The sequence below is a fragment of the Brachybacterium subflavum genome, from assembly GCF_009299795.1.
GTDB lineage: Bacteria > Actinomycetota > Actinomycetes > Actinomycetales > Dermabacteraceae > Brachybacterium > Brachybacterium subflavum.
Genome location: NZ_VIGP01000006.1, coordinates 307,599 through 329,858, shown reverse-complemented (window position 1 = coordinate 329,858; position 22,260 = coordinate 307,599). Strand labels below are relative to the sequence as shown.

Sequence of the window (22,260 nt, the reverse complement as noted above, 5' to 3'; positions counted from 1 at the left end):
ACGTGAGCGTCCACGTGCCGTGCCTGGCGTTTGACAACGGGTCAAACGTAGGCAAAGAGTGGGTCAACGACAGTGCATGATGCACGGGGTCGGTCATTCGGACTCTTCCCTCCCCGGGCATCTCGTCACCTCGAAGGAAGGTCTGATCCAGTATGACCCGCACTCGGAAGCTCGCCATCGTCGCCACCGTCGGCCTCGCCGGAGCGCTCAGCGCCCCCGCCGCCCTCGCCGCGCCGACCACCGCCGACTCCGCGCAGGGATCGGAGACCGCCCAGAGCTCGCAGAGCACCACCAGCCCCGTCGACTACGCGGACCGCACGGTCCGGGAGTTCGGCGTGGGCGACGACATCGACCTGCAGCGCGACACGACCAGCAGCGCGCGCGCCGACCTCGTCGACCACGCCACCGCCGCCAAGCACTGGAAGCGCCTGGATGCCGAGGGCGCCGCGGGGCACGTCTACGTCACCTACGTGAACACCGAGACCGACGCGCAGATGACCATCGGCGTGAAGACCTCGACGAACATGCACGGCGACCACCTGGTGGACCAGGTGCGCTGACGCGGACGGCCCCGGCGCTCACGATCCTCACCGCCAGGATCGTGAGCTAGGGCGTCATCACTGCAGTTCGAGGGCGCGGGACCACTGAGCGGTCCCGCGCTCTTCCTCATTCGCAGCCGACGCCGTCGCCGTCACGGTCGAGGTGGCGCGCATACCCCGGGTCCCCCGCATGGATCGGGTCCTTGCCCGCCGCCCGCACGGCGTCGCAGTTCTTGTAATACGCGCTCCCCGAGCCGCTGCTGGAGCCGGAGGATGACGAGTCCGAGGACCCGGAGCCCGACGACTTGGAGCTCGAGGACCCGGACGAGGACTTCGTGGAGGACGACGACGTCTTCGAGGACGAAGAATCCTTCGACGACGACCCCTTCGACGAGGATCCCGACGCCTTCGAGCTCTCCTTCGGCTTCTTCGTCGGCGCCGGGGCCTCGGTGGCGTTGTCGCCCTCCCACCGGTCGGGGGTGGCGACGGCCCCGGCGAACGCCGGCGTGTCCTCGCAGTCCTCGAGCACCGCGCGCATCGCGTCCTTCTCGGCGGGCTTGACCCACAGGTCATACTCGGACTTCACGGCGATCTGGCGGGCGACGTACTCGCAGCGGTACGCCTTCCGGGGCGGCAGCCAGGTCGCGGCGTCGCCGTCGCTCTTCTGCCGGTTCAGGCCGCTCTCGACCGCGAGGAGGTTCAGCGGGTCGTTGGCGAACGCGTGGCGGGCCTCCTCGTCCCAGCCGGAGGCGCCCGTCTGCCAGGCGTCGGAGAGCGCGACCACGTGGTCGATGTCCAGGGAGTTGTTGTTCTGCTGGTCGAAGGAGACGTCCTCGCCGCTGTAGGGCGAGGGGCTGAGCGTGCCCGTCAGCACGACGCAGCCGTCGGTGCCGTGCTTGAGCACGATGTTCGAGAGGTCCCGGCGCAGCACGTCGTTGCGGGTGTCGCAGCCGTTGTGGTCGACGTCGTCGCGCCACCCGAACAGGTCGCGGTCGTAGCCCGTCTTCGGGGCGCGGCCCTTCACCTCGAGCGTCTCGAGCATGCCGAGGGCGGTGGAGGCATCGGGGGTCGGCGACGCGCTGGCAGATGCCGACGGCGCGGTCGAGGTGGTCGCCGCCGTCGACGCATCGGGCGTCGCGCTCGCGCTCGGCGTCTCGGTCGGCGTCGCAGCCTCGGAGGCCGACGGCGCGGGCTCCTGCGATGCCTGGGCCTCGCGGTCGGCGGACTGGGCGACCACCGTGGGGTCATCGCTCGGGGTGGTCGTCGTCGGCGCGACGAACACGCCGATCACGCCGAGCGTCATGAGCAGGAGGAATGCGAGACCGCCGCAGCCGCAGCAGGAGAGCGCGGAGATGACACCCACCTTCTTCTTGCCGGTGAGCTTGCCGGTGAGCTTGTCGGTGAGCGCGCCGAGACGAGGAGCCATCAGTGTCCTTCGAGGAGAAGAGCCGAGGAGAGGAAGAGGTCGCCGCAGCACCGGCATCGGTGCTCCCGCAGCGTCATCGATGCGGTCTGGACCCCTCCGGGTCAGTGTCGGCGAATTTCCTGGTCAGCGCGTAGTGCGTGGGTCACGTGGACGGTCTCGAATGGGTCACGATCCGGCGCGCGTCGTCGAACGCACGAGGCCCCCGCTGCCTCGATGCCGGCACCGCCCGACGGGTCCGCGGAGTCGACCGACCATACGGATGGTAGGTATCCTGTGCCCATGCCGACGAGACCCGAGGTCCTGGACGCCGCGATCGCCGTGCTCGCGCAGCACGAGCCGCTCACCCTCGACGCCGTGGCCCGGGAGACCGGACTGACCAAACCCGGCGTGGTCCATCACGTGGGCACCAAGCAGAAGCTGCTCGTCGCCGTCGTCGATCGCATCGTGGATCTCTGGGAGTCGGACCTCCAGGGGTGCCTGGAGCAGGAGCATGCCGACCTCGACGATCCTGCCGATCGCCTGCGCGCCTACGTGTCCCACGCGCTGCGCGGGGAGTTCGCGCACAGCGACCTCGCGCTGATCGCCGATGCGCGGCTGCGGGACATGCTGTGCGAGCAGTGGTCGCGCAGGCTCGACCCGTGGTTCGGCTTCGAGCTCGAGGGGAGTCCGCGTCGTCGCGCGGCGCTGCGGGCCGCCCGACTCCTGGCCGACGGCGCCTGGTTCAACGCCTCGCTCGACATCCCCGCAGTGAGGGAGGACGAGCGCGGGGAGCTGCTCTCCCTGGCCATGGAGCTCGTGGACGAGGGCGCGGGAGCCGCCGAGTGACGGCCGAGGCGGTCGCGAGGTCGAACGCGACCTCGCGCGGGTGGACGTTCCTGCTCCTCGCGATCGGCGCGGAGGTCACGGCCTCACTGTCGCTCAAGGGCGCCCTCGAGCAGCCCGCCCTCTACGCCGTCGTCCTGGTCGGATACGTGGGGGCGTTCGTCGCTCTCGCCCTCGTGCTGCGCGAGGGCATGCCCCTCGGCGTCGCCTACGGGGTCTGGGGAGCATCCGGCGTCGCGCTGACCGCGATCATGTCCCTGGTCCTCTTCGGCGAAGCGCTCACGGCACCGATGATCATCGGCATCGTCCTGGTCATCGCGGGGGTGCTGTGCGTGGAGCTCGGCTCGCCGGCGCCGCCCGCGTCCGGCGCGGGGCCCGAGTCCGACGTCGGGCCCGAGTTCGCCGTGTGGCCCGAGTCCGCCGCAGGGCCGGGGTCTGCCGCCCCCCTCGATCCGCTCGATCGCACGACCCGCTCGGCGGCGTCGGAGGAGGAGCGCTGATGGCCTGGACACTGCTCGTCGGCGCGATCGTCTCCGAGGTCTTCGGGACGATGTCCCTGCGCCTGGCCATCGGACGACGCCCCTGGTACGCGGGCGTGGCGCTCGGCTACCTGAGCGCCTTCACCCTGCTCTCGCTCGCCCTCGCCCACGGCGTCCCGCTCGGCGCCGCCTACGGCATCTGGGCGGCCGCCGGCGTCGCCCTCACCGCACTGCTCGGACGAGCGGTCTTCAAGGAGCCGTTCACCTGGCTGATGGGGCTGGGCGTCGCGCTCATCATCGGCGGAGTGCTGCTGATCGAGACCGGGGCCGCGTAGACCGGGCGCGGAGGATTCGATGACGCCGAGGGTCGACGGCCTCGCGGCTCGACGGCCTCGCGGCTCGACCGCTTCACGGCGGCGCGACCCCTCGTCGTCGACCGGCATGTGCGCGACCTCCCTGCCACCCCGGCAGAGAGGCCGACCCACGTCCCATCGGCGATTGACGGGGCCGCGCGATCACCCGACGGACCCGGCCCGCCCCCACGCCCTCCCGAGCACCCCGCGCAGCATCTCGACGACGCCCTCGCCGACCTCCTGCGCGAGCTCGCGATCGAGCTCGTCGAGGATGCCGCGCGCGAGATCGCGGCGGCGCTCACCCGCCTCCGTCAGCCCGATCAGCTTGCTGCGGGGGAAGCCCGTTCCCGGCGCGCTGGTCAGGATCCCCTCGTCGACGAGCTGCATGACCGCGCGGTGCATGGTCTGGCGGGTGACGTCGGCCCGCCGCGCGAGCGCGGCGACGGTCAGCGGGGACTCCTGCCCCAAGTGCATGAGCACGATCGCGTGCGCCGGGGTGATGGGGTCGATGCCTGCGACCTCCATGCGCTGCACGAATTCGTCGGTCAGCACGCGCAGACCGCGCTGCAGGAGCGCTAGCAGCGGGAGCGCATCGCCGCCGATTGCGGATGTCTTCTGCGTCTCGTCCTGCATTGCCCTCTCGCCCTCCTGGTGGAACACTTCCCTGCGTCAGCTTAGCTAACACTGCAGGAAGCAGGAACCGATGACTGATCACGATGTCGATGTCCTCGTGGCGGGCGCCGGGCCCGTCGGCCTCATGGCGGCGGTGAACCTCGCGCGCTCGGGAGTGTCCGTGCGGCTCGTGGATGCCGCGCGCGGACCGGCGACGACCAGCCGGGCCCTCGGGGCGCACGCACGCAGCCTGGAGGTCTACGACCAGATCGGGATCCTCGGCGAGATCGCTCCCCACGGCACGCGCGTCAACGCCTTCGTCCGCCACGAGACGGAGGGCACCGACCGTCTGGACTTCGACTTCGGGGATCTCGCCACGCGCTTCCCCTTCATGCTCAACGTCGACCAGGTGATCATCGAGCGCGCGCTGCGTGCTGCGGCCGCGATGCTCGGCGTCGAGATCGAGTGGGGCACCACCCTCGAGTCCTTCGAGCAGGACGCCGACGGCGTCACCGCCGCGCTGCGCCACCGGGCCGATCCGGGCCCCGGGGCCGACGCGGGGAGCACCGTGCAGAGCGACACGTCGGCCACGTCCGAGACCGTGCGCGCGCGGTACCTGTGGGGATGCGACGGCGGCCACTCGACCGTCCGCAAGGCACTCGGACTGCCCCTGACCGGCGAGTCCGCCCACACCTGGCTGATCGCCGACGCGGTCGTGCACACCGACGTGGACCGCGACGGCGTGCACTGGATGTTCCCCGAGGGCGGCGCGCTCATGCTCTTCCCGTTCCCGGAGGCGGGCACGTGGCGCCTGCTGGACACGACCGGTGAGGGCGACCCGTCGGACCCCGAGCAGATCGCCCGGCAGTTCAGCACCAAGCTCACCCAGGCGCTGGGCCGCGAGACGGTCGTCGAGCAGCCCAGCTGGGTCTCGCGCTTCACGATCCAGCAGCGCGCGGTGCCCGCGATGCACGTGGGCCGCTGCTTCGTCTCGGGCGATGCCGCCCACGTGCACTCCCCCGCCTCCGGGCAGGGGCTGAACACCGGCGTCCAGGAGGCCTACAACCTCGCCTGGAAGCTCGCCATGGTGCTGCGCGGCCAGGCCGACGCATCGCTGCTGGACACCTACGATGCGGAGCGCGTGCCGGTGGGCCAGGCGCTGCTCGCCTCCACGAGCCGCGTGATGGCGACGGTCATGGTCGACGACCCTACGAGTGCGACGACGCAGGAGGCGCCGGCCGGTGCCGGCGCGGAGGTCGAGGCGGATGCGGACGCGGACGCGGAGCGCAGGCACGAGGAGTTCGAGCGCGGCCTGATCCGCGGCATGTCCGGCCTCGCGATCGGCTACCCCGACAGCGCGCTGACCATCGCGTCGGGCGACCCGGACCCGACCCGCGCGGCCGACGGCCCGACGGGCCCGCGCCCCGGGGAGCGCATCGGGCAGGTCTGGGCCCACGAGGCGCAGTCGCCCGGCTGGACGATGCTGCGCGCGGCGCTGCGCACCCCTGCCTGGCACCTCATCGTCCGCGAGGGCGCGCGGGGCGCGGTCGACGCTGCGGGACTGCCGGACTGGCTCGAGACGGTGGCTCTCGTCGGCCGCGGCGGATCCGGAGCGGACCGGCCGTCGGACCCCGGTGCATTCCGCGGCACCACGATTTCCTCCGCACGCGGCGCCGCGCACCGCATTCCGGACGCCGACGCGCTGGTCAGCGACACCCTGGCCCTCGCCGACGAGGAGTGGATCCTCGTGCGACCCGACGGCTACCTCAGCGCCCGCGGCGTCGGTGACGAGGCCCTGCAGTCGGCGATCGACCACGTGACCGCGGGAGGACGGCGATGACCCGGAACGACCTCCCCGCGCGCGAGGACCTCCCCTCCAACTGGGGCCGATGGGGCGAGGACGACCAGCTCGGCACCCTGAATCTCATCGACGACGCGGCTCGCGCCCGCGCCGCCGCGGAGGTGCGCGACGGCACCTCGGTCAGCCTCGCGCGCCCCACCTCGCCCACGCCGCTGACCACGGGGCTCTCCCCCGTCGGCACCCCGGAGACGATCCCTGCGCCCGTCATGCAGATGGTGAACTTCAACGGCTTCACGCCCGTCGCGACCACCGACTCCCTGCTGGTCAACACGCACAATGCGGGCCTGACGCATCTCGACGCCCTCGCCCACATCCCCGTGGACGGCCGCGTCTACCCGGGCGTGCCGCTCGCGGACGCCGTCACCCCCGTGGGCGTGCGTCACGGCTCGGCCGACCCGTTCACCCGCGGGATCATCGCGCGCGGCGTCCTGCTGGACATGGCGCCGGAGGGCTCGCCGCTGACCGCCGAGGACCGGATCGGCGGCGGTGATCTCGACGCCGCGCTGAAACGGCAGGGCAGCGAGGTCCATGCGGGCGACGCGATCGTGGTGCGCGGGGGCTGGGACCTGAACGAGTCGATGACAGCGCCCGCGCCGGGCCTGGACCTGAGCGCTGTCGAGTGGCTGGACGCGCACGGCGCCGCGCTCTACGTCGGAGACATCGGGGACGCCCGTCCGCCGAGCTTCCCGATGCCGATGCACCAGGTCGCGCTCGGGCGACTGGGCCTCCCGCTCGTGGACGTCGCCCGGCTCGAGGAGCTCTCCCGGACCTGCGCCGACCTGCAGCGCTGGAGCTTCATGCTGGTCCTCGCGCCACCGCGGATCCTCGGCACGACGGGGCTCGCCGTGAATCCGCTCGCGGTGTTCTGAGCGGCCGACGCCCGGGCGGGCGACGACTGCCCGCTCGGGCATCGGGCACCGGGCACCGGGCACCGGGCCGGACTACCGTGGAACGCACAGACGGCTCCCGCGGTTCCGCGCGACAGCCGCACCCCGCTCGATCCCCAGGAGGCCCCATGCCCTGCACCACGCTCCTCGTCGGCCGGAAGGCCAGCGCCGACGGCTCTCCGCTCGTCGCCCGCACCGAGGACTCCTCGAACGGATCCTTCGATCCCAAGCGCGTGGTCGTGGTGCGCCCGGAGGACCAGCCGCGCACCTACACCAGCGTGCTGAGTCGTCGGACCATCGACCTGCCCGATGACCCGATGCGGTACACGTCGATCCCCAACGCCCTGCCCGACGAGGGCATCTGGGGCTGCGCCGGGATCAACGCGGCGAACGTCGCGATGAGCGCGACCGAGACCCTCACCTCCAACCCCCGGGTGCTGGGCGCCGACCCGCTGGTCGAGCTCGTCCCCGCCGTGGGCGCCGAGGGCGAGCCCGGGCACCGCCCGGAGCGGCCGGGCGGCTTCGGCGAGGAGGACTTCGTGACGCTGGTGCTGCCCTATATCCGCTCGGCCCGCGAGGGCGTCGAACACCTGGGCGCTCTGCTCGCCGAGCACGGCACCTACGAGATGAACGGGATCGCGTTCTCCGACGCCCAGGACATCTGGTGGCTCGAGACCGTGGGCGGTCACCACTGGATCGCACGCCGCGTGCCCGAGGACCACTACGTGACCATGCCCAATCAGCTGGGCATCGACTCCTTCGACCTCGAAGACGCCGAGGGCGCGGGCCGCGACCACCTCGCGAGCCCCGACCTGCGCGCCTTCCTCGAGACCCATCACCTGGATCTCACCCTGCGCCGCTCGGGCGGGGCCGGCTTCTCCGGCACGGGCCCGACGGGGACCGACGGGACCGGCAGCACCTTCAACCCGCGCGAGGCGTTCGGCTCCCACACCGAGCACGACCACATCTACAACACCCCCCGCGCCTGGTACATGCAGCGCACGCTGAACCCCACGAGCGAGGACTGGGACGGGCCGGATGCCCCGCACCGCCCCGACTCGGACGACCTGCCGTGGAGCCGCCGGCCCGAGCGGAAGCTGACGGTCGAGGACGTCAAGGACGTGCTCAGCTCCCACTACCAGGGCACCGTCTACGACCCGTACTCGCCGCGCGGCACCGACGCCGAGCGCCGCGCCTTCCGCCCCATCGGCATCAACCGGCACAACGCGCTGGCGATCCTCCAGATCCGCCCCGACCTGCCCGAGGCATCGCGCGCCCTGCAGTGGATCTCCTTCGCCTCGAACCCCTTCAACACCCTGATCCCCATGTTCACGAACGTCGACGAGGCGCCCGCCTACCTGAGCGAGACCACCGGCACCGTGAGCACGGACAGCTTCTACTGGTCCTCGCGCCTGATCGCGGCACTGGCCGACGCGCACTTCGCGCAGATCATCCCCACGATCGAGCGCTACCAGCAGAAGACCCTCGCCCTCGGCCATGCGGCCGTGCATGCGGCCGACGAACAGGTCGCGGCGGGCGCGACGGGCACGCCGGGCGCGCCGGGAGCGACGGGCACGCCGGGAGCGCCGGAGGGCTCGGTGCCCTCTCTGCTCGCGGAGGCCAACGCGCAGATCGCCGAGCAGATCCGGAGCGAGACCGATCAGCTGCTGGGGTCGGTGCTGTTCACGGCGTCCAACCTGATGACGAACCGGTTCTCCCGCTCGGACGGGTGATCCTCCTCGGGCAGGGGCATGCCCGAGCGGCCACTGCCCGGGCGGCCTCTGCCCGGGCACGGGCCTTCTCTTCACGCATAGGATTTGCGTGAGACCTTGACGCGAGTGCGCGATTGCGCAAATGTTGTGCATGCGCCACCTGCCACCCCACGCACCGTCGCGTCGGAAGGTCACTCATGCACGCACGTCCATCCCCACGGCTCAGCCGCAGGCAGTTCGGCGGCCTCGGGGCCGCTGCCGCCACCACCGCCCTGGCGGGCTGCGGCGCGAGCTCCTCGAAGGACCCGCACACCCTGCAGGTCTGGGGCGGCGTCCCCGCCGAGAGCGGCCCGCAGCAGGTCGTGGACCGCTTCCAGAAGAAGCACCCGGACATCCCCGTCGTCTACACCCGCTACGTCAACGACGATCGCGGCAACCTCAAGGTGAACACCGCCCTGCAGGGCGACGTCGACATCGACGTGTTCTTCACCTACGGCATCCAGAACCTCGCCATGCGCTCCGGCCCGGAGCTCGCCGCCGACCTGGGGGCGCGGGTCCGCGAGACCCCGGAGCTCTCCGGCTTCCTGGACACCGAGGAGCCGATGGCGCTGATCGACGGCGACAGGATCTCCGCCCTCGCCACGACGCGGATCCCCAACATGATCCTGTTCAACGACGACCTGCGCACGAAGGCCGGCGTGGACCTCCCCTCGTCCTGGGATCTCGAGGAGTACCTCGACGTGCTCGATCGGCTCGCGAGCACGGGTCACCACGGGTCCTACACGCTCCCGGACCTCGCGCGCATCGAGCTCGGCCCGAACTACCGCTTCACCGACGCCGGCGACTCGAACTTCGAGAACCCGGCGTTCCTGCGCCACCTCGAGCTCTCCTCGGACCTGATCCGCAGCGGCACCCTCTACCCGTGGTCGCAGGCCCTGGCCCGCCACGTCGAGGCCTACCAGCAGAACAACTTCATCGCCGAGGACTTCATCTCCTGGATGACCGCGCCCTACTCCCTGCGCTTCCTCAGCGATCAGGAGGCCTACCCCCACGACTTCACGGTCTCGGCCGCGCCGATGCCGACCGTCGACGGGAACGACTGGAACACGGGCGAGTACGGGGCATTCATCCAGGTCAACGCCAAGAGCGAGAAGCAGGAGATGGCCTGGGAGTTCTGCAGGTTCTGGCAGCTCGAGGGCGCCCCGGACCTGCTCAAGGCCGGCTACATGTCGATCATCAGCGACGTGGACGAGGACGACATCCTCTCCGGGATCATGGGCGAGGGAGCCGAGGAGTACTTCGACCTCGAGTCCTTCAAGCACGCGCTGTTCGACGTCCGACCCCGTCTGCACATGGACACCGACCTCACCGCCTACAGCGAGATCACGCAGAAGTACGAGCAGCAGCGGGACGTGTGCTGGCTGCTCGAGCGCAGCCCGCAGAAGGCGATCGACACCATCGACGAGAACGCCCAGGCCCTCATCGACCGCTACGAGGAGGCCTGACATGCAGACGCAGAGCACCGCCCTCGCGCCGTCGGCCCCGCCCGTCGACGATTCCGCCCCGACCCGCCGCTCCCGGCGCAGACCCGGCCGTGCGCCCTCCGACCCGAAGCCCCTCGTGGGGTGGCTGTTCATCGCCCCGAACCTGCTGGGGGTGCTCGCCTTCACCTTCATCCCGCTGGTCTCGGTGATCCTCCTGTCCTTCACCGAGTGGGACCTGGTCTCGGGCTTCGGCGGCATCCGTTTCGTGGGCCTCGGGAACTTCCTCGCGGTGCTCAAGGACCCGTCCTTCTGGCACGCGATGGTCCTCACGATCATCTACGCGGGAGCCGCCGTGCCGCTCACGCTCGCCGTCGGGCTCGGCCTCGCCCTCGCCCTGAACCGGGACGTCCCCGCGCGTGGCCTGCTGCGCGCCGCGTTCTTCGTGCCCTACATCGTGAACATCGTGGCGATCGGGATGACCTGGCAGATGCTGCTGGACCCGTCGGCCGGCGTGATGAACCAGTTCCTGGGGATGTTCGGCCTCGAGCATCTCCCCCAGTGGTTCGCCTCCTCGCACTGGGCGCTGCCGGCGCTGATACTGGTCACCGTGTGGGCGCAGGCCGGCTACGCCAACCTCATCTACCTCTCGGCCCTCCAGGACGCCCCCGCCCAGCTCTACGAGGCCGCGCAGATCGACGGCGCGGGCAGGTGGCGCGCCTTCCGCACCATCACCTGGCCCTCCCTGCTGCCGACGACGATCTTCCTGCTGGTCACGCTGTTCGTCGGCATCTCGCAGACCTTCGGGATGATCGCCCTGATCACCAACGGCGGCCCGGGCGACTCGACCACCACGCTGTCGTTCTACATGTACCAGACCAGCTTCCAGTTCTACCGCTTCGGCTACGCCTCCGCGGTCGGGCTGGTGACCTTCATCGGCATCTTCGCCATCATGCTGATCATGTGGCGTGCCCAGCGCGGGAGGGCCCTGAATGACTGAGAGCGCACGCACCCCTCGGGCCGCATCCGGCGACCGGGCGGTGTCCCCGGAGGCGACGTTCACGGCGCGCAGGGCGCAGCATCGGCGGCGCCGGCGCATCCGCCGGCTCGCCTGGGGCATCCCGCTGTGGATCCTCGCCCTGCTCTTCCTGCTCCCCTTCGCGTGGATGATCTCCACCTCGCTGAAGCCCGACTCCGAGGCCTTCCTGATCCCGATGCAGTGGATCCCGGACCAGGCCCGCTGGGAGAACTACCGCGAGGTGCTCTTCGGCGAGGCGTCGATCCTGCCCGCGTTCCTGAACTCGGTCCTGGTCGCGGTCGTGCGCGTGCTCGGCGAGCTGGCCACGGCGACCCTGGCCGGGTACGCCTTCGCCAAGCTCCGCTTCCCCGGCCGCACCAAGATCTTCATCGCCTACCTCGCGACCTCCCTGATCCCCGCGCAGCTGCTGCTGGTGCCGCGCTTCGTCTACTTCCAGCAGCTCGGGCTCTACGACACCCTGTGGGCCCTGATCCTGCCGGGCATGTTCACCGTGCTGGGCACCTTCCTCATGCGCCAGTACTTCATCGCCCAGCCCGACGAGTTCGCCGAGGCAGCGCGCCTGGACGGCGCGCGCGAGTTCCAGATCTTCTTCCGCATCTACCTCCCCAACGCGATCCCCATGATCAGCGCGCTGGCGATCCTCACCTTCGTGTGGTCGTGGAACGACTACGAGACGCCGCTGGTGTTCATCTCCGACCCCGAGCACTTCACCCTGCCCCTGGGGCTGACGAACTTCGTCGACGAGACGGGCGCGATGGCCCCGGCGCTCTCGATGGCGGCCGCCGTCATCTCGATCATCCCGATCCTCCTCGTCTTCCTGATCTTCCAGCGCCGGTTCATCCGCGCGATGACCGAGAGCGCCCTGAAATGACACGAGAGCCCTCCGCCCTCCAGCGGCTCCGCGACCTCGCGCCGCGGCTGAACCCGACAGCACAGCGCGTCGCCGAGGTGATCCTCGCCGATCCGCTGCGTGCCCAGAGCGCCTCGATCACGGACCTCGCCGCGGCGTCCGAGGCATCCGCCGCGACCGTCTCCCGGCTCGCCTCGAAGCTCGGCTACCCCGGTTTCCCCGCCTTCCGCTCCGCGATCGCCCTGGAGAACGGACGCGCCACCCAGTCCGGCTGGGAGCGCGACATCGGCTCCGCGATCACCCCGTCCGACTCCCCCGAGACCGTCCTGGACACCCTCGCGGGCACCGCCGCGCGCTCCCTGCGGGAGGCTGCGGACACCATCGACGTCCGCGCCTTCGAGAGAGCGGCTCGGACCATCGCCCGCGCCGACCACGTCCATCTCCACGGCGAGTGGGGCGATGCGATCGCCCTGCGCGAGCTGCAGATGCGGCTGCTGCGCATCGGCATCGCCGCCTGGTTCCACGAGGCGGGCGGCCACACCCTGCGGGCCGTCGCCAACACGCTCACCGAGCGCGACGCCGTGATCGTGCTGGGCCGCTCCGGCACCGACGCGGCGACTCTGGACTTCCTGCGTCGGGCCCGGACCGCCGGAGCCGACACGATCGCGCTGCACGGTGATCCCGACTCGCCCCTCGCCGAGGCCGCGGACCTCCCGCTGTACTCCGGGATCCGCAACGGCACCGTCTGGACCCAGTACTACGCCGGCCGCGCGAGCGACATCCTCGCCACCAGCCTGCTGTGGCTGCTCGTCGCCCAGCATCGATCCGTCGACCCGACCAAGCGCTACGTCGACGACGGCACCTTCGCCGGCCCCGTCGCTCCCGCAGACCCCAAGGAGCCCGACGCTCCCGACGACCCCGACGCTCCCGAGAGGACCCACGCGCGATGAGCACGGACCCGACCACGACCCACCCGACGACGGGCGCCGCCGACACGGTGCCGCCCGAGGACGCAGGACTCCGCAGGGAGCCCAGGATCCCGACCGAGACCGTCACGGCGGACATCGTCGTGGTGGGCGGCGGCCTCGCGGGGATCTGCGCCGCCGTCGGCGCCGCCCGGCAGGGCAGCCGCGTCGCCCTCGTGCAGAACCGGCCCGTGCTGGGCGGGAACTCCTCGAGCGAGGTCCGCGTCTGGGTGTGCGGCGCGACCGCCCACGGCGTGCACATGTTCGCCCGCGAGACCGGCATCATGGGCGAGCTGTTCGTCGAGAACCAGTACCGCAACCCCGACGGCAACCCCTACTACTGGGATCTCCTGCTGCTCGAGACGGTGCGCGCGGAGCAGAACATCTCCCTCTTCCTGAACACCGACGTCACCGAGGTGGAGGCCGACGGCCCGGCCGACCGCCGCACGGTCCGATCGGTCACCGGGTGGATGAGCGGATCCGAGCGGCGGATCCGCTTCACCGCGCCCGCGTTCATCGACTGCAGCGGCGACGGGCTCGTCGGACACCTCGCCGGCGCCGACTCCATGCGCGGCAGCGAGGACCGCGAGACCTACGGGGAGTCCTGGGCGCCGGAGAACCCCGAGGACGACATGCTCGGCTCGACGATCCTCTTCTACACGAAGGACGTCGGCCACCCGCAGAGGTTCGTCGCCCCCTCCTTCGCGATCGACATCGAGAAGACCTCGATCCCCGAGAACCGCGTGATCCGCCAGTCCATGAACGGCTGCGACTACTGGTGGATCGAATGGGGCGGCGACCTGGACATCGTGCAGGACAACGAGCGCATCCGCGACGAGCTGCAGGCCGTCTGCTACGGCATCTGGGACCACATCAAGAACTCCGGCCGCTTCGACGCCGAGAACCTCTCGCTCGAGTGGATCGGCGCGGTGCCGGGCAAGCGCGAGTACCGACGCTTCGTGGGCGACCACGTGCTCACCCAGCACGACGTGCTGGGACAGACCGAGTTCGAGGATCGGGTGGCCTTCGGCGGCTGGTCGATCGATCTGCATCCCGTGGGCGGCGTCTACGCCTCGGAGCGCGGCTCCCGGCACTGGCACCCCGACGGGAACTACCACATCCCCCTGCGCTCCCTGTTCTCCCGCAACGTGACGAACCTGTGGATGGCCGGGCGCGACATCAGCGCGAGCCATGTGGCCTTCGGCTCCACGCGCGTGATGGCGACCTGCGCCGTGCTCGGGGAGGCGGCGGGCATCGCCTCCGCCCTCGCCGGCAGGCTCAGGGTCGCGCCGCGCGAGCTCGCCGCCGGTCACCTCACAGCGCTGCGGCGCGCGCTGGTGCGGGCGGACGCATCGGTCCTTGGCGCACCCCATGAGGACCCGGCGGACCTCGCACTCCAGGCCGAGTTCACGGCCTCTTCGACCAAGACATCCCTCGCCTCGACGGCGAGCGCGGGGCAGTTCCCCCTCGAGACCGACCTGGGGATCGTGCTGCCCGTCGGAGCGTCGTTGGAAGGGCTGGACCTGCTGCTGGACGCCGATCGGGACACCACCCTGGTCCTCGAGCTCTTCACCACCGGCAAGCCGCAGAACTACCTGCCCCACGAGCGGGTCCGCACGCTCGAGATGACCGTCCCCGCCGGCCGCAGCTGGGCGCACGCGCAGCTCGACTACGTGCCCGATGCGCCCAGCAACGTCTTCGCCGTTCTGCGGGCGAACTCTGCGCTGCGCGTCCACCGGGGACGTGGCGTCGAGCCCGGCACCGTGACCATGCGCCGACGAGACATGCCCGCTGATGAGAAGCACACCGAGCAGTGGCGTGAGTGGAAGGAGACGCTCCACGGCGAGGGCATCTGCTTTCGCGCCGCACCGGGGACCGCCGTCTATGCGCCGGACCGCGCCCGCGGTGGCCATGCCCGCCCATACGGCGGGCCGCAGATGTGGGTCTCGGCCCCTACGAGCGAGGACCCGCAGCCCTGGCTCGCCGCGACTTGGGGGCGCCGGCAGCGCATCGCTCAGATCGACCTGGTCCTGGACGACGACGTCAACGAGGACCTCATCAACCTCCATCACCACCGCACGGAGGACGAGGCCATGCCCACCCTGGTGCGCGACGCGCGCCTGGAAGCATGGACCGACGGCGCCTGGCACCAGGTCGCTCACCTCGAGGACAATCGTCAGCGTCTGCGCCGCATCCGCCTCCCGGCACCGCTGCGGACCGCTGCCCTGCGGCTCGTCGTCGAGGAGACCAACGGCTCGCCCGCCGCGCATGTGGTGGGCATGCGGGCGTGGGAGGACGTGGGCTGACGACCTCGACCTGCTGCGGCGATCGCACCGGGCACAATGGCCGACATCGACCGACGCCCGAAAGGACCCCCATTGGCCGACTCCCTTTCCCTCGCCCGCGACCTGATCCGCATCTCGAGCCCCTCGGGCGATGCAGATGGCATGCGCGCAGTCCAGCAGCACGTGGTGGATGCGATCCGGTCCGGAGCGCCCGACGCGCGCGTCTCCGCCGGCGGCGAGGAACAACCCTGGACACTGATCTCCCTCGGACCGACGGGCACCCCCGTGCCCCTGATCGCCTGTCACACCGACACCGTGCCCGTCGGGGACCCTGACCGGTGGACCCATGACCCGCTGAGCGGCGCTTCCGACGGCAACGCCCTTCACGGTCGCGGATCCGTGGACATGAAGGGCGGCCTCGCCGCGGCCGCCTGTGCACTCGTCGCAGCAGCTCGCCGGGGAGCTGGTGGTCATCTCCTGCTCACCGCCGACGAGGAGATCGGTTCGCTCGGGGCCCAGCGCGCCGATGATGCGATCTCCGATCTCGACCTCAGCGGAATCATCATCCCCGAGGCGACCTCGCTCAGCGTCCGCTGCAGCCACCGCGGCGCATGCTGGTTGCGCCTGATCTCCCACGGAACCTCCGCACACGGTTCGGCTCCCGAGCGTGGAGTGAACGCCGTGACGCGACTCGCCGCCGCGATCGGCCCGGCGCTCGAGACGGCCCCACTGCGCAACGACCAGCTGCTCGGAGCGGAGACGGCATCCGTGGGCACTTTCCACGGCGGCGAGGCCACGAACATCGTGCCCGCACAGGCGGTCGCGACGCTGGACCAGCGGACCATCGGGGACTCCGCCGCCCTGCGCCGGCACTGGCAGGGCGTCGAGGGGATCGACGAGGTCCGGACGATCCTGGACCTCTCCGCCCTGCGCACAGACCCGGACGCGACGTTCGTTCGAGAACTGCCCGCCGACCTGGACCCCGCCCCAGTCTCGTATTTCACCGACGGCTCCGTTCTGCAGGCACTCGCGCCAGGCGTCCCGGTCGTCGTCTGGGGGCCCGGCGATCCCACGCAAATGCACTCGGCCGATGAGCACCTGGAGATCGCGCAGCTCCACGACGCGACCCGCGCGTTCGAGCAGGCGCTGGTCCCCGACGCGGAGTGAGCCGGCCGTGGGGTGCGGGCTCAGCACCGCCGTCTTGAGGTCCGCCCGTCAGCGGTGCCGCGCCTCGTCCGATTCTGCGGCTCTCGGCCCAGCGACGGACTCCGCGATCCGAAGCTCCATCGGCAGCACGCGCGCCCTCGGCTCTGCGCCCCCGCTGAGCGCCTCGATCTCGTCCAACGCGGACCGCGCGAGCTCCCCGAAGGGCTGGACGACAGTGCTCAGGCGCGGAGTCACCCAGGACGCCTGCTCAATGCCGTCGAAACCGATCACCGAGAGATCGTCGGGGATGCGCACCCCGTGCATCGGTGCGGCCGCGGCCATCCCCACGGCGACGACGTCGCTGGCGGCGAACACCGCGGTCGGCGAGTCCTCGAGACGGAGGATCTGGGAGAGCGCGCTCGCGCCGAACGACTCGGAGTAGGGCCCTTCGAGCACCAGGCGCGGGTCCGGCTCGACCCCGGCATCCCGCAGCGCGCGCAGGTACCCGCGCAGGCGCTCGCGTGCAGACCCCAGCCTGCCGGGCCCGGCCACGTGCACGATCCGCCGGTGACCGCGACTGAGCAGGAAGGTCGTCGCCTGATAGCCGCCCTCGAAGCTCTCCGCACCCACGAACGACATCCCGCGCGCGACCTCCCCGTCGAGCCTCTCGTCGAGCACCACGAACGGAAGCGAGCGCGGCACCTCCTCGAGCACGGCACTGCTGCCGGTCATGGACACCAACACCAGCGCGTCGAGTCCTGCGTCGCCATCCTGTGCGCAATGCGCGACGATCCTGCGTTCGCGATCCTCGCGCCCGTCCGAGACGAAGACCGAGACCTCGAGGTCGCGATGATGGGCGGCGTCGGTGAGCGCCTGCGTCAGCTGCGCGAAGTACGGGTTGGACAGCTCCGGGATCACGAGGCCCAGGTGGAGGATCTCTCGACGCGGCGCCGAGTACCCCGTGGCCTGCATGGCAGCGCGTATCCGATCCTCGGTCGCCCCGCTCAGTCGCAGCTGGCCGCGCAGAAAGCGCGAGACCGTCGACGGCGAGACGCCCGCTTCCCGGGCGACACCTGAGATCGACATGGTTCCCCTTCCGCCGGTGCAGCCGCCGGTCCGCGCGGCCGCCTCTTGCTCTTCGCGCACCGAGAGCCTACAGTCGTCAACACAACGTTGCGCAATCGTTGCGCAACGCTTTCGCGAGTTCGAGGAGGAGCACGGATGGCCAAGGTCCTGCTGGCAGGCGAGTCGTGGGTCAGCGCCACGATCGACCACAAGGGGTATGACGCCTTCCCCCACACACAGGTGCACATCGGCTGCGCGCACCTGCTCGACGTGCTGCGTGAGAGCGGGCACGAGGTCACCCATCTGCGCTCCCACGACGTGGCCGAGCAGTTCCCCCTCACCCGAGAGGAGCTCGACCCCTACGACGTGGTCCTGCTCTCGGACGTCGGCGCCAACACGCTGCTGCTGCCCCCGAAGGTGTTCGAGCAGGGCCGCCCCGCCCCCAACCGTCTGCACCTGCTGCGCGACTGGGTCCGCGACGGCGGTGGCCTGATGATGGCCGGGGGCTACCTCTCCTTCCAGGGATTCCAGGGCATGGCCAATTACGCGGGCACGGCTATCGAGGAGATCCTCCCCGTCGACATCCACCGCTGGGACGACCGCGTGGAGTCGCCGCAGGGCGTCGAGGGCGCTCTGACCGACATCGAGCATCCCGTCGTCGCAGGCCTCGACCAGACCTGGCCGATCCTGCTGGGCTACCAGCAGCTGGTCGCGAAGGACGACGCCGCCGTCCTCGCGAAGGTCGAGGGCGAGCCGCTGCTGGCGGTGCGCACCGTGGGCGAGGGTCGCACCCTCGCCTTCGCATCGGACGTCTCCCCGCACTGGGCGCCCACCGAGTTCATGGACTGGGACGGCTACGGGAAGCTGTTCTCGCAGGCCATGACCTGGCTGGCAGGCGAGAAGGGATCGGAGGACTGACCATGGCCAACACCACGGACAGCGTCGTCCATGACCGCCCGCCCGTCGCCAGGACGGCCTCGGTCGGGATCTTCGCCCTCTTCACCGTGCTCGCCGGAATGCTCAGCCCCATGCAGTCCGCAGTCAACGGCAGGCTGGGGGCGGATCTCGGCGACGGGCACCTCGCCTCGATCGTCAGCTTCGGAGCAGGCCTGGTGCTGATGCTCCTGATCATCCTGCCGCGGCCCTCGACCCGCCGCGCGTTCCTGTCGCTGCCGAGGCAACTGCGCCGCGGCACGATTCCGTGGCCGAACTTCTTCGCCGGCCTGTGCGGCGCGATGATCGTGCTGTCGGAAGGGATCTCCGTGGGCGCGCTCGGCGTCGCCACCTTCCAGACCGCCCTGATCTCCGGCATGGTCATCTCCGGCGTGGTCTGCGACCGCCTCGGCATCGGGGTCCCCTTCAAGCAGGCGCTCAGCGTCTTCCGCATCATCGGTGCGGCGCTCGCCGTGGTCGCCACGGTGCTCGTGGTCTCCCCGAACTTCGAGACCCCGCATGCGCTCGCACTCGTCATCCTGCCGTTCGTCGGCGGCCTGCTCGCGGGATGGCAGCCGGCCGGCAACTCGAACATCGGGAAGCTCGCTGGATCGATGCTGGTCTCGATCACCTGGAACTTCCTGGTCGGCTTCGTGATCCTCGGTCTGGCCTTCGTGGGTCGTGCCACAGCCGGCCATGCCACGTTCTCCCTCCCCGACACCTGGTGGATGTACCTGGGCGGCCCGCTGGGCCTCGCCTCGATCGCCCTGATGGCCCTGCTGGTGCGTCGGCTCGGACTGCTGCTGCTAGCCCTCGCGTCGACCGCAGGGCAGCTGGTGGGCTCGATACTCATCGACTCGCTCATCCCCGGCATGGGCGTGGTGCACGTCGTGACCGTGCTCGGCGCCCTGGTGGCCCTGTGCGCCTCCGGAGTCGCGATGATCCCTTCCCGACAAGTCCGTGGCCAGACGACACCGCGCCAGATCGGCCAGCACGACGGCATCGACCCGGATCCCGAGGCTGAGGAGGTGCGATCGTGACGGAGACGGATGCGCTCGTGCAGACGGTGGCGGGCCCGGTTCCCGCCCGCGATCTGGGTGTGACGCTCCCCCACGAGCACCTCTTCAACGACCTCAGCCAGTGCCTGGTCGCGCCCACCTACGAGTTCAGCGGGATCCTCCCAGAACGTGCGGTGGAGCCCGGGCTGCAGTGGGCGCTGCGGCAGGATCCCTACTGCAGTCGCGACAACGTCGCGTCGAAGGATCCCACCGGTGTGCGCGCCGAGGTCTCCTCCTTCCAAGCTTCCGGGGGCGGCACTATCGTGGACGCCACCGGCTCTGCCGCGATCGGCCGCAGCCCCCGCGACCTGGTCCATCTGTCCCAGGACACCGGATTGCACGTCGTCATGTCGACCGGGCCCTACCTCGAGAAGTTCGAGGGCACCCGGATCACCGAGCGAGACGTCGACGTACTCGCGGGGGAGATTCTCGACGAGCTGCGCACCGGCGTCCTCGTCGGCGAACAGCGAATCCGCGCCGGGATGATCGGAGAGGTCGGCGTCTCGCCGGACTTCACCTCGGGCGAGCGCGCGAGCCTCCGCGCCGCATCGCTCGCCCAGCAGGAGAGCCCGGCCACGGCGATGAACATCCACATGCCCGGCTGGCAGCATCGCGGCGATGAGGTGCTGGACATCGCCGTCGGGGAGATGGGCGCGGATCCCGCGCGCATCTCCCTCGCCCACACCGATCCCTCCGGGGAGGACCTGGACTACCAGCGACGCCTCCTCGATCGCGGCGTGTGGCTCGAGTTCGACATGATCGGGTTGGACATCACCTTCCCCGGCGAGGGAGCCTCTCCTTCGATCTCCGAGACCGCCGACGCAGTGGCTCGGCTGATCGACCTCGGCTACGCGAACCGGGTCCTGCTCAGCCACGACCTGTTCCTCAAGCAGATGTGGAGCAGCCTGGGCGGCAACGGATTCGTCCTCGTGCCCACGGTATTCCTGGATCTGCTGGTGGACCGGGGCGTCGAGCGATCGACGGCTCGTCGCCTGATCACGGACAATCCGCAGCGGTACCTGGCAGGAGGGAGGGCGTGAGCGCGGAGTCCGCACCGACGGCGCCTGACTCGCTCAGCAGCCCAGTCCAAGGGCGAATCCTCGTGGTCGGATCGGTGAACGTGGACCTCGTCCTCGAGGTCGCACGACATCCGGCACCGGGCGAGACCCTGACGAGCACACGGTCGCGCCGGTCACCCGGCGGAAAGGGTGCCAACCAGGCATGCGCCGCGGCGCGCCTGGGCGGAGACGTCCGCTTCGTCGGCCGCACCGGGACCGGGGCCGACGCCGCGCAGGCCCTCCTGCTGCTGCGCGAGGCCGGTGCCGATCTCACCGGAGTCGCCGCGGTGGACGATGTCGAGACCGGGCTCGCCGTGGTGACGCTCGACAGCGCCGGCGAGAACAGCATCGTGCTCGCCCCGGGTGCCAACGGCAGCTGGGATGCCGAAGGCGCCGCACTCCTGGCCGACGACATCGCCTCGAGCGACCTCGTCATCGCCCAGGGCGAGACACCTGCCGTCGCGGTCGACGAGCTCGCGCGGCTCTGCGTCCAGACCGGCACCCGGTTCCTGCTGAACCTCGCGCCGGTCATCGACGTCGCCCCTGAGACCCTGCGCGCGGCCGACCCCCTGGTCGTAAATGAGCACGAGGGCCGGCTGGCGCTCGAGGCAATGACTGGTGCTCCTGTGCCGTCGGACGATGCGCTCGCCGTGACGGAGCTGCGGCGCGCAGGCGTTCGCTCGGTGATCATGACGCGAGGACCTAAGGGCGCGATCGTGAGCGTCGAGAGAACGGCTCTCGACGCCGGGCAAGCCACGCCTCCCGACGTCGCACCGAATGAGGAGGTCCCACTGCGCGAGGTCGGATCGCCGTTTGTTCCAGCCGTGGACACGACCGGTGCGGGGGATGCGTTCGTTGGGGCACTCGGCGTCGGCATCGCGCGCGGCGAGGACCTTGTCACGGCGAGCGGGTTCGCCGTGAGGGTGGGTGCCTTCGCCGTCACCTCGGCCGGGGCGCAGCCTTCCTATCCCTGGCCCGAGGACGCGCTGCCTGTCTGATCAGCGGTGAGCACGGCAGGGCTGCGGACGTCTGTCTGGCCCGGATGCGAATGCGACGAATCGTCGCCAGGACATCTATCGATGTCTCCGACATGATGATCCGGGCCGATGTCGCTGGGTGAGGTCTCACGCCCCTATACGCGTTGAGACCTCACCCAGCGACGTCGAAGCCCGGGCTCCGCGACGGACACGGCCGCGGCGCGACCGCCGCCGGTCGCCTCACACCCCGCGCGACTCCTCGTCGCCGACCACGCCCTTGCGGATCATGATGCAGCCGTACTTGCGGACCTCGGCGGTGCGGATCACGGCGAACATCGAGGCCGCGCGCTCGTAGAACGCGAAGCGGTCGATCCACTCGAAGCGGTCCTCGCCGGGGGCGGCGATCGCCTCCTTGAGCTGCTGCTGGACCTCCTCGCCGGTGCCGGGCTCGGGGTTCATCAGCGTGGCCGACGGTCCCGCGTACAGGTCCAGCGGCAGCACGGTGCGGATCGCACGCACGGCCTCGGGCGAGGTCACGGGCAGGTCGATCACCGGGGCGCCCGAGCGGTACGGGGGGTAGTGCGCGTCGGCGACCAGCAGGGTGTCGTCATGTCCCATGTGGTCGAGCAGGCGCAGCAGGTCGCCGCTGAGCAGGGGGTCGATTCCGGTGAGCATCGTCGCGTCCTTCCGTGGGTGGAGCCTCGAGCGTAGC

Annotated in this window: 21 protein-coding genes; 17 read left to right on the top strand and 4 right to left on the bottom strand. The window is 70.7% G+C overall.

Features of this window, described 5'->3' with window-relative positions:
- The first annotated feature begins 152 nt into the window (after positions 1-152).
- Positions 153-560, top strand: coding sequence for a hypothetical protein (locus FHG10_RS15705; protein WP_152354280.1), 408 nt, complete (start codon positions 153-155; stop codon positions 558-560).
- A 106-nt stretch (positions 561-666) separates the two neighbouring features.
- On the opposite strand, the gene FHG10_RS18320 is transcribed toward FHG10_RS15705, so the two are convergent.
- Entirely contained in the window at positions 667-1,965 is a 1,299-nt protein-coding gene (locus tag FHG10_RS18320) for a GmrSD restriction endonuclease domain-containing protein (RefSeq protein WP_227488311.1), read from the bottom strand.
- A gap of 279 nt (positions 1,966-2,244) precedes the next feature.
- Here FHG10_RS18320 and FHG10_RS15690 point away from each other — a divergent pair, with 279 nt between their 5' ends.
- From FHG10_RS15690 to FHG10_RS15680, 3 genes are read left to right on the top strand one after another with little or no spacing between them, the layout of a single operon-like run.
- Entirely contained in the window at positions 2,245-2,790 is a 546-nt protein-coding gene (locus tag FHG10_RS15690) for a TetR/AcrR family transcriptional regulator (RefSeq protein ID WP_152354279.1), read from the top strand.
- Positions 2,787-3,287 (top strand): DMT family transporter, encoded by a 501-nt coding sequence (locus FHG10_RS15685; RefSeq protein ID WP_193636353.1) that lies wholly within the window; start codon positions 2,787-2,789, stop codon positions 3,285-3,287. The genes FHG10_RS15690 and FHG10_RS15685 overlap by 4 nt, the downstream gene beginning before the upstream one ends.
- A complete protein-coding gene (locus FHG10_RS15680; RefSeq protein ID WP_152354278.1) occupies positions 3,287-3,601 on the top strand; it encodes a DMT family transporter in 315 nt (104 codons plus the stop codon). Before FHG10_RS15685 ends, FHG10_RS15680 begins: the two co-directional genes overlap by 1 nt.
- A gap of 180 nt (positions 3,602-3,781) precedes the next feature.
- Here FHG10_RS15680 and FHG10_RS15675 read toward each other — a convergent pair whose 3' ends face one another.
- Entirely contained in the window at positions 3,782-4,252 is a 471-nt protein-coding gene (locus tag FHG10_RS15675; protein ID WP_152354277.1) for a MarR family winged helix-turn-helix transcriptional regulator, read from the bottom strand.
- A gap of 70 nt (positions 4,253-4,322) precedes the next feature.
- Here FHG10_RS15675 and FHG10_RS15670 point away from each other — a divergent pair, with 70 nt between their 5' ends.
- The 9 genes from FHG10_RS15670 to FHG10_RS15630 all read left to right on the top strand — a co-directional run bounded on the left by FHG10_RS15670 (position 4,323) and on the right by FHG10_RS15630 (position 16,478).
- Entirely contained in the window at positions 4,323-6,071 is a 1,749-nt protein-coding gene (locus tag FHG10_RS15670) for an FAD-dependent monooxygenase (protein WP_152354276.1), read from the top strand.
- Complete coding sequence (locus tag FHG10_RS15665; protein ID WP_152354275.1) at positions 6,068-6,961, top strand: cyclase family protein; 894 nt, start codon at positions 6,068-6,070, stop codon at positions 6,959-6,961. Before FHG10_RS15670 ends, FHG10_RS15665 begins: the two co-directional genes overlap by 4 nt.
- A 146-nt stretch (positions 6,962-7,107) precedes the next feature.
- Positions 7,108-8,712, top strand: coding sequence for a C69 family dipeptidase (locus FHG10_RS15660; protein ID WP_152354274.1), 1,605 nt, complete (start codon positions 7,108-7,110; stop codon positions 8,710-8,712).
- 176 nt (positions 8,713-8,888) lie between these two features.
- The gene (locus FHG10_RS15655) at positions 8,889-10,196 is read left to right on the top strand and encodes an ABC transporter substrate-binding protein (RefSeq protein WP_152354273.1); all 1,308 of its coding nucleotides are present in this window, start codon (positions 8,889-8,891) and stop codon (positions 10,194-10,196) included.
- Position 10,197: 1 nt separating this feature from the next.
- Positions 10,198-11,172: a carbohydrate ABC transporter permease gene (locus tag FHG10_RS15650; RefSeq protein WP_152354272.1), complete on the top strand. Its 975-nt coding sequence runs from the start codon at positions 10,198-10,200 to the stop codon at positions 11,170-11,172.
- Positions 11,165-12,082: a carbohydrate ABC transporter permease gene (locus FHG10_RS15645; RefSeq protein ID WP_152354271.1), complete on the top strand. Its 918-nt coding sequence runs from the start codon at positions 11,165-11,167 to the stop codon at positions 12,080-12,082. The genes FHG10_RS15650 and FHG10_RS15645 overlap by 8 nt, the downstream gene beginning before the upstream one ends.
- Positions 12,079-13,011, top strand: coding sequence for a MurR/RpiR family transcriptional regulator (locus FHG10_RS15640; protein WP_152354270.1), 933 nt, complete (start codon positions 12,079-12,081; stop codon positions 13,009-13,011). Before FHG10_RS15645 ends, FHG10_RS15640 begins: the two co-directional genes overlap by 4 nt.
- Positions 13,008-15,332, top strand: coding sequence for an FAD-dependent oxidoreductase (locus FHG10_RS15635; protein WP_193636352.1), 2,325 nt, complete (start codon positions 13,008-13,010; stop codon positions 15,330-15,332). The genes FHG10_RS15640 and FHG10_RS15635 overlap by 4 nt, the downstream gene beginning before the upstream one ends.
- A 72-nt stretch (positions 15,333-15,404) precedes the next feature.
- On the top strand, positions 15,405-16,478 hold the full coding sequence (locus FHG10_RS15630) for a M20 family metallopeptidase (protein ID WP_193636351.1): 1,074 nt from the start codon (positions 15,405-15,407) through the stop codon (positions 16,476-16,478).
- Positions 16,479-16,526: 48 nt separating this feature from the next.
- Here the strand turns inward: FHG10_RS15630 and FHG10_RS15625 are convergent, their stop codons facing one another.
- Entirely contained in the window at positions 16,527-17,543 is a 1,017-nt protein-coding gene (locus tag FHG10_RS15625; protein ID WP_152354268.1) for a LacI family DNA-binding transcriptional regulator, read from the bottom strand.
- A gap of 135 nt (positions 17,544-17,678) precedes the next feature.
- Here FHG10_RS15625 and FHG10_RS15620 point away from each other — a divergent pair, with 135 nt between their 5' ends.
- From FHG10_RS15620 to FHG10_RS15605, 4 genes are all read left to right on the top strand, one after another.
- A complete protein-coding gene (locus FHG10_RS15620; RefSeq protein ID WP_152354267.1) occupies positions 17,679-18,440 on the top strand; it encodes a glutamine amidotransferase in 762 nt (253 codons plus the stop codon).
- Between the two features lie 2 nt (positions 18,441-18,442).
- Complete coding sequence (locus FHG10_RS15615) at positions 18,443-19,495, top strand: DMT family transporter (protein ID WP_152354266.1); 1,053 nt, start codon at positions 18,443-18,445, stop codon at positions 19,493-19,495.
- Positions 19,492-20,553 carry a phosphotriesterase family protein gene (locus tag FHG10_RS15610; protein WP_227488310.1) on the top strand — a complete coding sequence of 354 codons (1,062 nt, stop codon included), beginning with the start codon at positions 19,492-19,494 and terminating at the stop codon, positions 20,551-20,553. The genes FHG10_RS15615 and FHG10_RS15610 overlap by 4 nt, the downstream gene beginning before the upstream one ends.
- A 62-nt stretch (positions 20,554-20,615) precedes the next feature.
- A complete protein-coding gene (locus FHG10_RS15605) occupies positions 20,616-21,569 on the top strand; it encodes a ribokinase (RefSeq protein ID WP_264674032.1) in 954 nt (317 codons plus the stop codon).
- A 219-nt stretch (positions 21,570-21,788) separates the two neighbouring features.
- On the opposite strand, the gene FHG10_RS15600 is transcribed toward FHG10_RS15605, so the two are convergent.
- The gene (locus tag FHG10_RS15600) at positions 21,789-22,223 is read right to left on the bottom strand and encodes an RbsD/FucU family protein (RefSeq protein ID WP_152354264.1); all 435 of its coding nucleotides are present in this window, start codon (positions 22,221-22,223) and stop codon (positions 21,789-21,791) included.
- Positions 22,224-22,260 lie beyond the last annotated feature (37 nt).